This window comes from Streptomyces sp. NPDC052012, assembly GCF_040689265.1.
Lineage (GTDB): Bacteria > Actinomycetota > Actinomycetes > Streptomycetales > Streptomycetaceae > Streptomyces.
Genome location: NZ_JBFAXA010000009.1, coordinates 1 through 15,944 on the forward strand (window position 1 = coordinate 1; position 15,944 = coordinate 15,944).

A 15,944-nucleotide genomic window follows, 5' to 3' on the forward strand; every position below is an offset into this window, starting at 1 on the left:
CGTCGCCCAGCTGCTGCTGGAATCCGTCAAGACACCGCTCGACCCGGCCGGCGACGCGCAGACCGAGAGCGCACCCGAACCCGAACCGGTGAAGTGATGCCCCAGGGCGCCTGATTCTGACCCGCATACGGGCAGAGGGCCGGCAACCACACCTCGTGGTTCCCGGCCCTCTCCCCTTCCCTGGGGTGACGCGTGGGACCTACACGTCGAAGTCCAGCCGTACGTGGTCCGACACCGGGCGGGCCTGGCACGGCAGCGTGTAACCGGCCTCCTCTTCCTCCCGGGAGAGCGCGTGGCGGCGGTCCAGGACGACCTCGCCCTCGACCACCCGCGCCCGGCACGAGCCGCACAGACCGTCGCGGCACGAGTACGGGGTCTCCAGCCGGTGCCGCAGTACCGCCGCGAGCAGCGAGGAGTCCTGCGGGGTCATCTCGGCCTCGGTGCTGCGGCCGTTCAGCGTGACCGTGATCCGGGCGCCGCCCGTGATGGCGGCCGTGCCCGTGCCCGTGCCAGGGGCCGGGGCCGGGCGGGTGGGCGGATCCTGTGCCTCCGGGGCCGTGGTGAACAGTTCCCGGCGCACCCGGGACGGGGTGACGCCCAGCCGCCGGAGCACCTCGCCCGCCGACTCCACGAGGCCCCAGGGCCCGCACAGGTAGAAGTGCGTGCGGTCGTCGTCCGGCCGGGCACCGAGTCCGGCCAGCAGGCGCGGCAGCTTCACGGCGTCGATCCGGCCGGACAGCACCCGGGACTCGCGCTCCTCGCGGGACAGCACGTGCAGCACGAAGAACCGGTCGGTGTAGCGGTCCTTGAGGTCCGTCAGCTCCTCGGCGAGGAGGATGGAACGGGTCGTGCGGTTGGCGTAGAGGAGCGAGACGCGGCACTCGGGGTCGTCGCGCAGCGCGGCGGCGGCCATGCTCATCAGCGGGGTGATGCCGCTGCCGCCGCCGATCAGCACGTGGTGTGCTCCGGAGCGGTCCACGAGCGTGAAGCCGCCCTTGGGCGGGCCCACTTCGAGGGTGTCGCCCACGGCCAGCGTGCCGAGCGCGTGCTCGCCGAAGCCGCCCGGGCCGAGCTGCTTGACGACGATGCGCAGCGTTCCCGGCGGCGCGGACAGCGGCGGCAGGCAGATCGAGTAGCTGCGCCGGATCTCCTCGCCCGCACCGGGCCCGCCGAGGCGGTGGCGTACCGCGATGTGCTGGCCTGGACGGTGGGTGAAGGTGGCGGCCAGTTCGTCGGGAAGGCCGAGGGTGACGGCCACGGCGGTGTCGGTGAGCCGGTCCACCCGGATGACCGGCAGCGCGTGGAAGCCGGACGCCGGCCGGACCGGCTGCGGTTGCGACTGCCGGTGCCGGTCGCGGCTGTGCGCGCGTTCCTCGAGCGGGCGGCCGGCACCGTCTGGTGGTGTCATATCGCCTTCATGTGGCCGAAGTTCTCCCCGCACGAGAGGCATACGAGCACGGACTGGCAGCGCGTCGCCCCGAACGGGCTCTGTGGCCGGGTGGCCGTGGAGCCGCAGTGCGGGCACACCGCGCCGGTGCCGAGCCGCACGTGCGGCGGGTCGGTCCTGCCACCCGGCGGCGAGATACCGTTCTCGGCGAGCTTGCGCCGCCCCTCGGGCGTGATCCAGTCGGTGGTCCACGCGGGCGCCAGGACGGTGAGCACCCGGCCGTCCGGATGCCCGCAGCGGGCGAGTTCGGCCCGGATCTCCGCCACGATGGTGTCCATGGCGGGGCAGCCGGTGTAGGTGGGCGTGACAGTGACCTCCAGCGTCCCCTCGGGCGTCTCGGTCACCCGCCGCACCACGCCGAGCTCCCCGAGGGTGATCAACGGCAGCTCCGGGTCCGGGACCGCCTCGATGCGCGTCCGTACCTGCTCCGGCGTCAGCCGTTCGCGTACCGCCGTCACCAGATGCCTCCCGGGTACTGCCGGTGCACCGCCTGGAGTTCGGCCACCAGTGGGCCGAACCCCTCGGTGTGCAGACCGTCCCGGCCGCCGCGGGAGTGCCACGTCGTCCTGGGCCGGGCCAGTCCGGCCCGGCCCAGGACGCCGTCGACGGCCGCGTCCCACTCCTCCCGCAGCCCCGCGGGGTCCACCGCGACCCCGGACGCGACGAGCCGTGCGGTGACCGCGTCGGTCTCGAACAGCTCACCGGTGTACGGCCAGACCTGCTCCAGACCCGCCTGCATCCGGCGGTGGCTCTCCTCGGTGCCGGTGCCGAGCCGGACCGTCCACTGCTCGGCGTGCGCGCAGTGGTACGTGGACTCCTGGACGGCCTTCTGGGCGAAGGCGGCGAGCACCGCGTCCGCGGAACCGGCCAGCGCGGTGTACAGGAGCCTGGTGTGCTGGGTCAGACAGAGCTGACGCGCGAGGGTGACCGCGTAGTCCCCGTTCGGGATCTCCGCGAGCTGCACATTGCGGAACTGCCGCTCGGTACGGGTGAACGCGAGCGTGTCCTCGTCACCGCTGCCGGTCAGCTCGGCGGAGTACGACAGCAGGGTGCGGGCGTGGCCGAGCAGGTCCAGGGCGATGTTGGACAGCGCCAGGTCCTCCTCGATGGACGGCGCCCGGGTGACCCAGGCACAGAGCCGCTGGCACAGGATCAGCGCGTCGTCGCCGAGGGCCAGCGCGTACTGCGCGATGTCGCCCTCCAGCCCGGTGGCGTCCGGGGAGGTGGTCTCAGTCGCCGTGGCCATGATCACCCCCGCCCTCCCGTACGGCGTACTGCTCGGAGAGCCGGTACGGCTTGCCCGCGCCGTTGCTGAACAGCGGCTCCTTCTCGTCGGGGGCGGTGGCCCGGATGTCCGCGGACCGGACCACCCAGATCGACGACGGCTCCCCGCGCCGGGTGTACAGATCGCGGGCGTTCGCCATCGCCAGGTCGGCGTCGGCGCCGAGTACCGAGCCGACGTGCTGGTGGCCGAGACCGCGGCGGGTTCTGACGAAGACCTCCCACGGCGTCTCGGCCCCGGTGATCGCGGTGGTGCTCACTCAGGTGTCCCCCTCTTCTGGCCGGCGGCGGCGCGGCCGCCCTGTGCGGACCCGTGGGTCCCTTCCGGTGCGGACCCGGTCCTTCCCCGTGCGGACCCGTCGGTCCCTTCCGGTGTCTGCGTCCGCGTCGCCTCGCGCCGGGCCGCGGCGACGGCGGCCTCCCGCACCCAGGCGCCCTCCTCGTGCGCGGCGACCCGGTGCACGAGGCGCTGCCGGGCGCACGGGGAGTCGTCCGAGAGCACATCGCGGTACTGGTCCCAGGAGACGGGAGTGAAGTCGTAGTGCCCGCGGTCGGGATTCCAGCGGATGGCCGGGTCGGGCAGGCGCAGGCCCAGCTCCTCGGCCTGCGGCACGCAGATGTCGACGAAGCGCTGACGCAGCTCGTCGTTGGGATGCCGCTTGATGCCCCAGGCGATCGCCCGCCTGGTGTGCGCCGCCCCGAAAGCGGCGGCCTTGTCCTTGCTCCCCGGAGTGTCCGGGGGACCGAACATCAGCGCCACGGCGGGCAGCCACCAGCGGTCCACCGCGTCCTGCGCCATCCGCCGCTGCTCGGGCGTGCCCTGGCACAGCGCGCGCAGCGAGTCGTAGCCCTGGCGGACGTGGAAGGTCTCCTCCTGGCAGACGCGCAGCATGGCGCGTGCGTACGGTCCGTACGACGTGCGGCACAGCGGCACCTGGTTCACCACCGCGGCACCGTCCGTCAGCCAGGCGATGGCCCCGGTGTCCGCCCAGGTGAGCGCCGGGTGGTTGAAGGTGCCCGAGTAGCGCTGGCGGCCGCTGTGCAGGGCGTCGAGGAGTTCGGCGCGGCTGACGCCCAGGGTCTGCGCCGCCGCGTAGAGGTAGAGCCCGTGCCCGGCCTCGTCCTGCACCTTCGCGAGCAGGACCGCCTTGCGGCGCAGCGAGGGCGCGCGGGTGACCCAGGCGCCCTCCGGCTGCATGCCGATGATCTCCGAGTGGGCGTGCTGGGCGATCTGCCGGACCAGCATCCGCCGGTAGCCGTCCGGCATCCAGTCGTGCGGCTCGACCCGTTCGTCGTCGCGGAGCAGTTCCTCGAAGCGGGCTTCCAGCCGCTCGGCGCACGGGGTGTCGGCGGTCAACTCAGACCTCCCGGCCGGAGCTCACGGCCGTCCGGCCCGGGGCCGCCACGGGCGGGGCCGGCTCGTCGCGCTCCTGAAGGCCGCTCAGGAAGCGCTGGTGGAAACGGCGCAGGGGACCCGGCGCCCACCAGTTGGCCTTGCCGAACAGGGCCATCAGCGAGGGCACGAGGAGGGCGCGCACCAGGGTGGCGTCGATCACGACCGAGGCGGCCGTGCCGAAGCCGAGCTGCTTGATGAAGATCAGCCGGGAGAGCACGAGCGCGCCCATCGGGATGCAGAACAGCACCGCGGCCAGCGTGACCGTGCGGCCGACCTTCTCCAGACCGGTGGCGATGGCCTCGCGGTCCGGCAGCCCGTGGTCCACGCCCTCCTTGATGCGGGAGAACAGGAAGACCGTGTAGTCGGTGGACATCGCGAGGGCCACCGCGAGCAGGATGATCAGCATCGTCGGCTGCAGCGCGCCCTGGTCGGTGAAGCCGAGGGCGCCGGACAGGTGGCCGTCCTGGAAGACGAAGACCAGCAGACCGAAGGTGCCGGCGAGGGTGAGCAGATTGGTGACGACGGCCTTCAGCGGGAGCACCACCGAACCGGTCATCGCGAACAGGATGAGCAGCGTGGTGAGCGACATCAGGCCGATGCTCAGCGGCAGGTGGTCGCCGAGGCTGGTCATCATCGCGTCGTAGAGCGCGGTGTTGCCGGTGGGCACCGTCGGGTACGGGGCCCGCACGCTCTCGATCGCGTCCAAGGTGTCCTGGGCGTCCAGGGAGAGCGGGGCGTCCTCGAGCGCGACCTGGGTCTCCCACATGCCGTCGCCGATCGGCCGCGGCGCGGTGACGGCGGCGACGCCGTCGAGGCGGGCGAGCCGCTCACCGTAGGCCGTGAGCTCCGCGCCCGCCTCCTTCGGGGCCTCGGAGATGAGGTGCACCGGGGACTGGAGGGAGCCCGGGAAGTCCTTCTCCAGCGTCGCGTAGACGCGGCCGGCGTCGGAGTCCTCGGGCATCGAGGCGGAGTCGATGCCGGTGAACCTGATGCCGAGGACGGGCAGCGCGAGCACCACGAGCACCGCGCCCGCGGCCACCGCCGCGCTGACCGGGCGGCGCATCACACCGTGCGAGAAGCGGTACCAGCGGCCGCCGGAGCCGTTGCCCGCGCCGCGCTCCTGGGCGCGCTGCCAGCTCTTCGGCGCCCACGCGTTGATGCGCTCGCCCAGCACGGTGAGCAGCGCCGGGAGCGCGAGCAGCGCGAAGAGCAGCGCACCGAGGGAGGTGGCGATGCCCGCGATGCCCATGGTGTAGAGGAACCGCTGCGGGAAGACCAGCAGGGAGGCCAGCGCGACGGCGACGGTCAGGCCGCTGAACAGCACGGTGCGGCCGGCGGTGCGCATGGTCCGGCCGACCGCCTCGTGGACGCCGTGGCCGAGCCGCAGCTCCTCGCGGAAGCGGGAGATGATCAGCAGGCTGAAGTCGATGGACAGGCCGATGCCGAGCGCCATCACCAGGTTGAGCGCGAAGACGGACAGGTCGAGCACCGTCATCACGCCGCCGAGCACGCCCAGCGCCACGGCGATGGAGACGAGGGCGCCGCCCAGCGGGATCAGCGCCGCGATCACGCCGCGGAAGATGAACAGCAGCAGGATCAGCAGGAGCGGGAAGGCGAGCGCCTCGGCCTTGCCGAGGTCCTCGCTGGAGATCGCGCTGGCCTCGACGTTGGACGTGGTCGGCCCGCCGAGGGTCACGCGGTCACGCAGCTGCTCGTCCGCGTTGATGGCGTCCTGGGTGCTGGTGACGGCCTTGGTGACGGCGTCGCCCGGCTCGAAGCCGCGGACGGTGGCGACGAAGTAGGTGCTCCTGCCGTCCTCGCGCACCATCGCCGGGTTCCCGGCCGAGACGAAGTCGGTGACGCCCGCGACCTCGGGCCGCTTCTCGATCAGCTCGACGGCGCGGCGCAGCAGTTCGGGCCGCTTCTGTGACGCCGGGTCGACGGGCCGGTCCAGCTCGACCAGGACGACGTAACCCTGTTCGAGGTTGGCGCCGCTCGCCCTCTCGACGTCCTCCAGGACCTCGACGGCGGCCGACGCGGAGTCGTCGTAGTCGTCCACGCCCATGGTCATGGATTTCATCTGGGCCCCGCCGCCTGCCAGGCAGACGAGTGCGAGAACCCCGACGGTCCAGAGCAGACGCCGCGGTCCCCTCTCCAAAAGCTGCAACAGCCTTGCGAACACTTCGCGAACTCCCTTTCGAGCGGGGGCAGGACGGGGGTGACGGCGAGACGCCCCCGAGGGTGATGAGGCCGCGGCCCGCCCCCGCTATCCCCGCCGGGTCTATGGGGTACGCCACACGGTCCAGTTCGGCCGGCGAGGGATTGCCGGGCCGGTTCGCCGGACTCTCTTGTCGGTGCGTGCCGTTGCGGCGCGCAGGCCCCGCGCCGCTCTGGAACCGCCCGAGCGCCCGGCCGCCCGCCCCTGGGGCGGCCCACCGCCACCGCCCCTGCCACTGCCCACCCCTCCCGCCCGGAAGGACCGCGCCACCATGGCTACCGACGTCCGCGCACCCGCCGCCCCGGCGACCTCCGCCGGGTCCTCGGCGACTCCCGCCGGCTCCCCGGCGGACCCCGCGCTGCGCCCCTGGCTGACCGCCCTGCGTGACCTGGTGCCGATGCCGGACAGGTACCGGGAGCTACGCGTGGGCCGGGGCGAGGCGCGGGCCCTGCTCGGCTGCGCCGACGAACTCCTCGACCGGCTCGCCGCAAGCGGCCTCGCCCACGCGGGCTCCGGGGACGAACTGCGCTTCGACTACCACGACCTGGCGAACGTGGCGCTCTACTCCGGTGCCGTCGGAAGCGTCCCGCTGGCCGGCCAGCGGATGATGCTCCGGTTCGCCTCGGGCAGCCCCGACACCTGGACCCCGCCGCGGCGGTGGACGCTGGACTGGCGGCTGCGCTGCCGCGAACCCGGGTGTCCGGGCGGCACCTGGCGGATCGCGCTGCCCACCCCCGAGGTCTTCGGCGGCCGTCTGGACGAACTGGACTGCGCGCAGCCCGCGGTACGCGAGGGCGACCGGCTCGTCGTGGAGAACGCCGCCACGCTGCGTCTGATCGGCCGCGTCACCACCTCCGGACGGCGCGCCCCGCTGCTGTCGGCCACCGCCCGGGGCCACTTCGAGGCGCTGGTGGCCGAGTTGCGCGACGGGCCGTACCGGTTCCAGTGGATGCACCCCGGGTTGCGCACCGACCGGGCCGAGACCGAGCGGCTCGGGATCATGGACTGCACTGTCTGCTCCCTGGAGCTCCAGCGCCGGGCACAGGCGGACGGCCTCACGGCCCGCACCCGGCGCGGCCGCTACCTGGGCGTCCTGGACGCGGAGCACGCCTGGTGCGAAGTCCTGGACGACGACGGCGAGTTCAAGCCCGTCGACCCGGTCTTCGCGGTCCTCTCCGAGCGGCACCGACCGCCCCACGAGGAGTTCCGAGACTTCTGCGCCGGTTCCGTCCCGAGCCGGTTCCTGCCCTGGTCCGTCCCGGCCGGCGTCCCGCTGGCCGTGCACGACTGCCCCGTCGGCGACGGGTCCTGGGACAACACCTTCAGCGGCACCACAGTGAGAGGCAACGCATGAGCACCGTAAGGGAAATGCTCGTCGAACTGACCGGCATGGCCGAGTTCGGCGGTGAGATCGCCGCCGACGCCGACCTGAGCGCGAGCGGCGTCGACTCGGGCGACCTGGTCCGCCTGGTCCTGCTCATCGAGGAGCGGACCGGCGTGGAGGTCACCGCGGAGGACATGGACGGCCTGTCCTCCATCGCCGACTACGAGCGCCTGATCGCCGCGCGCCGCACGGCCGAGGGAGCCGCCTGATGTGGCTCGGCCAGATCCTGCACCGCAACCGGCAGTGCTTCGCGGACCGCACGGCGCTGATCGACGCCGAACGCTCGGTCACCTGGGCCGAGCTGGACGACCGGACGGACCGGCTCGCCCGCTCGCTCGCCGCCCGCGGCGTCGGCCGGGGCGACCGGGTCGCCGTCCTGTCCCTGGACCGCATCGAGGTCCTCGAGTCGTACTTCGCGCTGGCCAAGCTCGGTGCGCTGTTCGTACCGCTGAACCACAGCCTCACCGCGACCGAGGTGACCGGCATCGTGCGGCGCACCGGCACCGGCGTGATCCTCGGTGAGACCGCGCTCCTCGACCGCCACCCCGACCTGCCGGTCCGCCTGCGGATCGCGGTGGACGGCCCGGAGTACGCGCGAGCGACCGCGCCGGGAACGCCGGCGGACGGCGACGAGAACGCGGACACGGCCACGGCCACGGACGCGGACACGGACACGGACGCCGGCCTCCGGCTCCCCGACGTCAGCGACAGCGACCTCGCCGCGATCCTGCACACCTCGGCCACCACGGGCCGGGCCAAGGGCGTCACCGTCGACCACGGCTCGTTCCGCACCATCTCGCTCGGCTGGCTCGCCTCGGCGGCACCCGGCGGCGACATGGTGCTGGTCAACTGCTGCCCGCTCTACCACGGCAGCATGACGATCACCCTCACCTACATGGCGGCCGGAGCCACGGTCGTGGTGATGCCCGGCTTCACCCCGCAGCGGGCGCTCGCGGCGATCGAGCGGCACCGCGCCACGCACGTCTGGCTGGTGCCGCAGATGCTCCGCTTCCTGTTGCAGAGCAAGGGCATCGCGAGCCATGACCTCGGCTCCCTGCGCGAGGTCATGTACGGGGCGGCGCCGATGCCCGTCGAGCTGTACGCGGAGGCGGCCGAGCGGCTCGGCTGCGGCTTCCGGCAGGTCTACGGCATGACCGAGGTGGGCGGCCCGTTCGTCACCCTCGGCCCGGACGACCACCCCGAGCCCGGCAGTGACCGGCCGCTGCCCGCGGGCCGGGTCATCCCCGGCATGTCGGTGCGCGTCCTCGACGACGAGGGCACCGAACTGCCGCGCGGCGCCGTCGGCGAGATCACCGTGCGCGGCCCCGGCCTGATGCGCGGCTACTGGAACGACCCGACCGCCACCGAGGAGATCACCGCCGACGGCTGGATCCGCACCGGCGACCTCGGCTTCCTCGACGAGAGCGGACTCGTCCACCTGGTCGACCGGCGCAAGGACCTCATCCTGCGCGCCGGGCAGAACGTCTACCCCGCCGAGATCGAGCGCGCGCTGCTCACCCACCCGCTGGTGCGGGACGCGGCGGTGGTCGGCGTCCCGGACGCGGACTACGGCGAGACGCCGCTGGCGTACGTCGTCACGGGCCCGGCGGACGGCACGGCGGACGGCGACGGCCCCACGGACGGCGACGGCGCGCCGGCCGTGACCAAGGCCGAGCTGCTGGCGCACCTCGCCGAGCGCCTGGCCCCGTACAAGCGGCCCCGGCACCTGGAGTTCATCGACCAGGTGCCCCGCAGTCCCGCCGGAAAGATCCTCAAGAAGCTGCTGCGCGCCTGAGCCGGAAGGAAGGCCATGACCAGCGCACCCACGCTCGACCTGCGCTACACCGCGGAGCGCACGCTCCGCGTCTCGGACGACACCGAGCTCTACTACGAGATCCAGGGCGATCAGGGCCCGTACCTCACCCTGGTGAACAACTTCTTCATCATCGCGCCGATGTGGCGCAACTTCACCGCCGAACTCGCCCGGCACAACCGGGTCCTCACCTACGACCTGCGCAACCAGGGCGCCTCCTCGGTCTGCCCGGACATGACCTGGGACGACCACGTGGAGGACCTGCGGGCGCTGCTCGACGGCCTCGGCATCGAGCGCACCCATCTGCTCGGCACCTCCGCCTCCGGCTTCATCTGCCGTGACTTCGCGGCCCGTCACCCCGAACGGGTCGACGGACTGATCCTCGCCGGCCCGTCCTGCACGCCCTCGGACGGCATCCGGCGCCGGGCCACCGAGCGGGCCTGCATCAACTCCCTGGAACTGGGCGGGACCCAGGCGCTGTGGGACCACCTGTACTCGGTGGTCTTCAGCGAGAAGGCGATGCGCGAGATGGGCGCCACCGGCTACCTCGGACTGCGCTCGGCGTTCACGGCCATCCACCCGCCGGACCCGATGCTCACCAACCTCAGGTGCGCCACCCAGGTCACCGACGGACCCCAGCAGCTGACGCGCATCAAGCAGCCGACGCTGCTGCTGCTCGGTGACAAGGACGAGATGTGGAACCAGGACCTCGGTGCGCAGGCCGGACGTCTCATCGAGGACTGCGAGGTCCAGTGGATGCACGACACCGGCCACCTGCCGTACATGGAGGACCCCGACGGCTTCCAGGTCCGCGTCCAGCACTTCCTCGACTCGCTGGCGGCCCGCGACGCGGCCGTGTCCCCGGACGGCGAGGACCCGCTGATCGCGGAACTCGGGGCGCTGCTGCGCGAGGTCGTCGCGGACCGCGCCGACCTGCCGGAGACGGGACTCGCCGACACCCCCCTGAACAGCATCGGCCTGGAGTCCTGGGCGTTCACCCAGCTCCTCGGCCGGATCGAGGAGCGGCTGTCCGTCGAGTGGGACATGGACGTCCCGCCGGAGGTCTTCGAGAGCCTCCGCACCATCGCCGGCCACCTGCGCGCCCACCACAGCCCCACCCTCCCCACCACCTCCCAGGAGTCCGCACAGTGACTGCCACGGTTCCCGCAGCCCATGTGATCACCGGCGCGACCGGCTTCGTCGGAGGCGCCTTCGCCCTGGAGCTGCTCCGGCGGACCACCGACCGCCTGGTGTGCCTGGTCCGCGGCGCCGACGACGAGGCCGCGACCCGTCGGCTGCACGACGCGCTCGGCCACGCCGCCGAGATGTACGGCGTCCCGGACCTGCTCCCGTCGATCCTGGAGCGCACCCGGGCCGTCGCCGGGGACATGACCGACGACGAACTGGCCGAGTCCGCCGACCGGTTCCGCGCCGCCGCGGGCGGCACCACCATCGGCACCTTCTGGCATGTCGCGGCCTCCCTGAAGTACGAGGACCGGCACGCCGACGAGATCAACCTGATGAACGTGCACGGCACCCGCAACGTCCTGGCACTGGCCAAGACGCTCGGCGAACCGGTGTTCAACCACGTCAGCACCGCGTACGTGGCGGGCAGGCGCACCGGGGTGATGCGCGAGGAGTTCCCCGGCGACACCGACTGGGCCAACAACGTCTACGAGTTCACCAAGACCGTCGGCGAGGAGGAGGTCGCCGCCTCCGGCCTGCCGTGGCGGGTGCTGCGCCCGTCGATCGTCATCGGCCACAGCGGGACCGGCGCCGCCACCAGCTTCACCGGCATGTACGGCTTCGTCTCCTCGGTGCTGCGCTTCAGGCAGGCCGTGGAGAAGGAGTTCGGCAACCTGCTCCAGCACCGGCAGGTGCCGATCATCGCCGACCCGGACATCGAGTGCGATCTGGTCCCGGTCGACCTGGTCGCCCGCAACGCCGTTACCATCGGCCGCGAGGGCCCGCTGAGCACCGTCTACCACCTCAACAACGCCGGTTCGCCGAAGGTCGGCGAGGTCATCGAGGAGGTCTTCGAGCTGACCGGGCTGCGCACCCCGCGCTTCGTGTCCAACCGCGGACTGCTCACCGCGATCGACCTGAAGCTGGACGAGGGCATCCAGTTCTACGCCTCGTACATGATCAACGGGAAGCACTTCGACCAGACGAACACCGAGTCCGTCTGCGGCACGGGCGCGCAGCGCTTCGACGTGGACCGGGCGGAGGTCCGCCGCTTCGTGCGGTGGTACCTGGACCGCATCCACGCCGACGGCCGCAGCATGTCCCCGGCCCGGGCCTCCTTCGCCTACCAGAACACGCGCAAGCCGGTCGGCAGCACACGGGGTTAGCGCCTGCCGTTCGGATCACGCCGCAGACGCGGCGCTGATCAGGCACCGCCCCTTCCCTGCGACGTGATCCAACGACGGGCCCCAGCGCCTGTCCGACACACGCCGACCACCACCGCCGAGACGCCGCACCGTCTCCCGTCCCCTCCAGGAGAGGAGACCGACCATGCCCCTGCCCGACGATCTGCCGAAGCCCGGGAAGCTGTTCACGCTGGGCCTGATCACCCAGCAGGCCGCGAAGAAGTACCCCGACTCGCTGTTGTACCTGGACCGGCCCTTCGACCTCGCGCCCGAGCTGGGGCTCAGGCCGACCTACGCCCAGGTCGCCGAGCTGGTCGAGGACACGGCCGCCAGGCTGTACGCCGCCGGGGTGCGCCCCGGCGACACCGTGGCCGTCTTCAAGAGCCACAACGCCGACATCCTCTTCCTCGCCTGCGCCATCGGCCGCGTGGGCGCGGTCCCCGCCATGTTCGCGCCGTTCCTCGAGTGGCCGACCGTGGTGAAGATGACGGCCCGGCTGAAGCCCGACCACTTCGTCACCGACCCGGCCGTCCTGGAGGGCGCCGGCGACCACTTCGGGGAACTGCGCGGGCACGCCCCGTCCGTACTCCTCGCGCACGGCGACGCTGCCGGGCTGCCGTCGCTGGCCGGCACCGTCCCGGGCGAGGCCCCGCCGTACCCGGACCTCCCTCATGACGCGCCCGCGCTGATCACGCACACCTCCGGCACCACGGGCGTGCCGAAGCTGGTCGCCGCCGCCCGGCGCGGAACGCAGCTGCCCATCGACACCCAGGCGCGGATGGCGAAGCTGCTGCGCTACCGCGAGACCTTCGCGATGTGCATCTCGTTCGTGCACGCGCGCACCTACGCGGCGCTGGCCACCGCGCTCCAGCTCGGCATCGGCATCGCGCCGCTGGCCGACGCGGACGTGGACAGCGTGCGCGAGGTGCTCTCCGAGTGCCGTCCGGGCTGCGTCGAGGCGCACCCCAACATGTATCTGCACTGGGAGGAGCTGGCGGGCATCCCCGACGGGCCCTTCGAACGGGTCCGCATCTTCATGAGCACGTTCGACGCCATCCACCCGCGCAGCATCCGCACCCTTCTCGGGGCGAGCAGACGCCGCTCCCCGCTGTTCATCCAGAGCTACGGGCAGACCGAGACCGGCCCGGTCACCATGCGCATCTACACGCGCCGCAACATCCGCAAGGCGGACGGACGTTGCGTGGGCTTCGTCTTCCCCGGCATGACCCGGGCCCGGATCCGGCCCCGCCCCCAGGACAAGGGCACCCGCAACGGCTACATCCAGGCCAAGTCCTCCGGCGTCGCGCTCACCTACGTCGGCCAGCAGGAGCTGTACGACGAGCGGTGCGAGGGCGGCTGGTGGAACCTCCAGGACATCGGTCACCGGTCCCGCTGGGGCTGTGTGCACCTGCTGGACCGCGAGTTCGACCAGACCGACAGCCTGGAGAGCCTGCTGGCCGCGGAGGACTCCCTCATCGAGGCGCTGCCGGAGCTGACCGAGGCCGTCTTCGTCCGGGTCGGCGAGACCGTACGCCCCGTGGTGTGCACCCGCCGGGACCGGCCGCTGGACCGCGCCGCCTGGCGGGCCGCCGTCGCGCACCTGCCCGAGCTGCCGGAGCCGGTGCACATCGCCTGGGCGCAGATGCCGCACACCGCCACCTGGAAGGTGAAGCGCAACGTGCTCGCCGCCGGTCTGGCGGACGGTTCGATCCGGGCACTGGACGGGGTGCTGGACCGACGATGACCACCCATCCGCTGCCCGTCCCGCTGCCCCGGGGGTGGACCACCGGGGCCGGGGTCCGTGTCGAACGCACCCGCACCGCCGTCGACGGCGAGTCGGCCCTGCGGGAGCTGGAGAACGCGCTGGACACCCGCCGGGGCGCCGTGCTGCGCTCCGACTACGAGTCCCCCGGCCGCTACCGCCGGCACGCCGTCGGCTACACCGACCCGCCCGTCGAGATCGTGCTGCGCGGGCTGCGCACGGTCGAGGTCCGCGCGCTCAACGAGCGCGGTCAGGTGCTGCTGCCGGTGCTGCGCGCCGCCGCCTCGCGCACGCTGCGCGAGACAGGCGAGCTCACCACCGGAGGCCCGGGGTTCCGCGGCGCGGTGCGCAGCACCTCGCATCAGGACCTGATCCGTGAGGAGGACCGGTCGCGCCGGCCGGGCGCCTTCGACTTCGTCCGCGCCGTCCGCGACGCGCTGTCTTGCCCGCCGGGGGACTTCCTCGGGCTGTACGGCGCCTTCGGCTACGACCTGGTGCTCGCCTTCGACCCGGTGCCGCTGCACCAGAGAGGGCGGTCCGCGCAGGACCGCGACCTGGTGCTGCACCTGCCGGACGAGGTGACCGTCACCGACCCGGTGGCCGGCACCGCCTGGCGGCACAGCTACGAGTTCACCGTGCAGGGCCGCAGCACCCACGGCCTGCCCCGGACCACGCCCGCCGAGCCGGTCCGCACCGGCGGTCCCGTGAACGGCCGCGGTGACCACGCACCCGGTGAGTACGCCGCCCTGGTCCGCGAGGCCCGGGAGCGGTTCCGCGCGGGCGACCTGTTCGAGGTGGTGGCCAGCCGCACCTTCGACCGCCCGCTGCACCGTCCGCCCTCGGAGCTGTTCCGGACGCTGCGCGCCCGCAACCCCTCGCCGTACCAGATGCTGATGAACCTCGGTGAGGGCGAGCACCTGGTGGGCACCTCGCCGGAGATGTTCGTGCGGGTGCATGCGCGGACGACCGCCGAAGGCACCGGCTGGCGCGTGGAGTCGGCGCCCATCAGCGGCACCGCGGCGCGCGGCCGGGACGCCCTGGAGGACGCCGAACAGATCAAGGCGCTGCTCTCCTCCGAGAAGGAGGAGGCGGAGCTGACCATGTGCACCGACGTGGACCGCAACGACAAGTCCCGGGTCTGCGAGCCCGGCACCGTACGGGTCATCGGGCGCCGCCAGCTGGAGCTGTACTCCACGCTGATCCACACCGTCGACCACGTCGAGGGGATCCTGCGGCCGGAGCGGGACGCGCTGGACGCCTTCCTCAGCCACATGTGGGCGGTGACCGTCACGGGCGCGCCCAAGCAGGCGGCGGTGGCCTTCCTGGAGGAGCACGAGCGCTCGCCGCGCCGCTGGTACGGCGGCGCGGTCGGCCGCATCGGTTTCGACGGCACCCTGGACACCGGCCTCACCCTGCGCACGGTCCACGTGCGCGACGGCCGCGCCCGGGTGCGCACCGGCGCGACCCTGCTGTACGACTCGGTGCCCGAGGCCGAGGAGCGGGAGACCGAGCTCAAGGCGAAGGCGCTCCTCGACGTGCTCGACGGCGCGTCCGCTGCCGCGCCGTCCCCGGAGCCCCGGACGAGCCAGGCCCCCCTGACGGCCGTGCCCCCGACGAGCGCGGACGGCACCGCGTACCGGCCCCGGGTGCTCCTGGTCGACCACCAGGACTCCTTCGTGCACACGCTCGCCGGCTACTTCCGGCAGGCGGGCGCGCACGTCTCCACGTACCGCAGCGGTTTCGACAAGTCCCTGGTGGCGGAGGTCGCTCCGGACCTGCTCGTGCTCTCGCCGGGCCCCGGCCGTCCCGTGGACCACGACATCGCGGGCACCCTGCGCATCGCCGAGGACCACGGCATCCCGGTGTTCGGCGTCTGCCTCGGCATGCAGGCCCTCGTGGAGTACCTGGGCGGGCGCCTCGGCGTGCTCGACCGCCCCGTCCACGGCAAGCCGTCGCGGGTCTCGCTGGTGGGCGACGGCGGTGAGCTGCTGCGCGGCCTGCCACCCCGGTTCACCGCCGGCCGCTACCACTCCCTGTACGCCGACGACGCCGCCCTGCCGCCCGGCCTGCGGGTCACCGCCCGCTGCCCGGACGGAGTGGTCATGGCGGTCGAGCACGTCAGCCGGCCGCTGGCGGGCGTGCAGTTCCACCCCGAGTCCCTGATGACGCAGTTCGACGATCACGGACTGTTGCTGATCGGCAACGTCCTCGCCCGACTCGCACGGCGGCCCCAGCCGGTCGGCGGTGTGCCCCGTGCGTGACGAGAAAGGCTGA

The 15,944-nt window shown here is 72.8% G+C and carries 13 protein-coding genes; 7 read left to right on the top strand and 6 right to left on the bottom strand.

What is annotated here, in order from left to right; all coding sequences use genetic code 11:
* Positions 1–199: 199 nt before the first annotated feature.
* The 6 genes from AB0412_RS17280 to AB0412_RS17305 are packed head-to-tail and all read right to left on the bottom strand — an operon-like array spanning position 200 to position 6,195.
* On the bottom strand, positions 200–1,408 hold the full coding sequence (locus tag AB0412_RS17280) for a 2Fe-2S iron-sulfur cluster-binding protein (RefSeq protein ID WP_366403404.1): 1,209 nt from the start codon (positions 1,406–1,408) through the stop codon (positions 200–202).
* On the bottom strand, positions 1,405–1,905 hold the full coding sequence (gene paaD / locus AB0412_RS17285; RefSeq protein ID WP_366403405.1) for a 1,2-phenylacetyl-CoA epoxidase subunit PaaD: 501 nt from the start codon (positions 1,903–1,905) through the stop codon (positions 1,405–1,407). Before paaD ends, AB0412_RS17280 begins: the two co-directional genes overlap by 4 nt.
* Complete coding sequence (gene paaC, locus AB0412_RS17290; RefSeq protein ID WP_366403406.1) at positions 1,902–2,693, bottom strand: 1,2-phenylacetyl-CoA epoxidase subunit PaaC; 792 nt, start codon at positions 2,691–2,693, stop codon at positions 1,902–1,904. Before paaC ends, paaD begins: the two co-directional genes overlap by 4 nt.
* Positions 2,677–2,973 (bottom strand): 1,2-phenylacetyl-CoA epoxidase subunit PaaB, encoded by a 297-nt coding sequence (gene paaB, locus AB0412_RS17295; protein ID WP_366403579.1) that lies wholly within the window; start codon positions 2,971–2,973, stop codon positions 2,677–2,679. Before paaB ends, paaC begins: the two co-directional genes overlap by 17 nt.
* 11 nt (positions 2,974–2,984) lie before the next feature.
* The gene (paaA, locus tag AB0412_RS17300) at positions 2,985–4,085 is read right to left on the bottom strand and encodes a 1,2-phenylacetyl-CoA epoxidase subunit PaaA (RefSeq protein ID WP_366403407.1); all 1,101 of its coding nucleotides are present in this window, start codon (positions 4,083–4,085) and stop codon (positions 2,985–2,987) included.
* Position 4,086: 1 nt separating this feature from the next.
* Positions 4,087–6,195: an MMPL family transporter gene (locus AB0412_RS17305; protein WP_366403408.1), complete on the bottom strand. Its 2,109-nt coding sequence runs from the start codon at positions 6,193–6,195 to the stop codon at positions 4,087–4,089.
* 418 nt (positions 6,196–6,613) lie between these two features.
* On the opposite strand from AB0412_RS17305, the gene AB0412_RS17310 reads away from it, so the two are divergent.
* The 7 genes from AB0412_RS17310 to AB0412_RS17340 all read left to right on the top strand — a co-directional run bounded on the left by AB0412_RS17310 (position 6,614) and on the right by AB0412_RS17340 (position 15,931).
* Positions 6,614–7,696, top strand: a complete 1,083-nt coding sequence (locus AB0412_RS17310; RefSeq protein WP_366403409.1) for a hypothetical protein — start codon at positions 6,614–6,616, stop codon at positions 7,694–7,696.
* Positions 7,693–7,935, top strand: coding sequence for an acyl carrier protein (locus AB0412_RS17315; RefSeq protein WP_366403410.1), 243 nt, complete (start codon positions 7,693–7,695; stop codon positions 7,933–7,935). Before AB0412_RS17310 ends, AB0412_RS17315 begins: the two co-directional genes overlap by 4 nt.
* Positions 7,935–9,521 (top strand): AMP-binding protein, encoded by a 1,587-nt coding sequence (locus AB0412_RS17320; protein ID WP_366403411.1) that lies wholly within the window; start codon positions 7,935–7,937, stop codon positions 9,519–9,521. The genes AB0412_RS17315 and AB0412_RS17320 overlap by 1 nt, the downstream gene beginning before the upstream one ends.
* A 15-nt stretch (positions 9,522–9,536) precedes the next feature.
* Complete coding sequence (locus tag AB0412_RS17325) at positions 9,537–10,691, top strand: alpha/beta fold hydrolase (protein WP_366403412.1); 1,155 nt, start codon at positions 9,537–9,539, stop codon at positions 10,689–10,691.
* A complete protein-coding gene (locus tag AB0412_RS17330; protein ID WP_366403413.1) occupies positions 10,688–11,890 on the top strand; it encodes an SDR family oxidoreductase in 1,203 nt (400 codons plus the stop codon). The genes AB0412_RS17325 and AB0412_RS17330 overlap by 4 nt, the downstream gene beginning before the upstream one ends.
* A 163-nt stretch (positions 11,891–12,053) precedes the next feature.
* Positions 12,054–13,652, top strand: a complete 1,599-nt coding sequence (locus AB0412_RS17335) for a class I adenylate-forming enzyme family protein (RefSeq protein WP_366403414.1) — start codon at positions 12,054–12,056, stop codon at positions 13,650–13,652.
* Positions 13,649–15,931 (top strand): anthranilate synthase component I, encoded by a 2,283-nt coding sequence (locus AB0412_RS17340; protein ID WP_366403415.1) that lies wholly within the window; start codon positions 13,649–13,651, stop codon positions 15,929–15,931. The genes AB0412_RS17335 and AB0412_RS17340 overlap by 4 nt, the downstream gene beginning before the upstream one ends.
* Positions 15,932–15,944 lie beyond the last annotated feature (13 nt).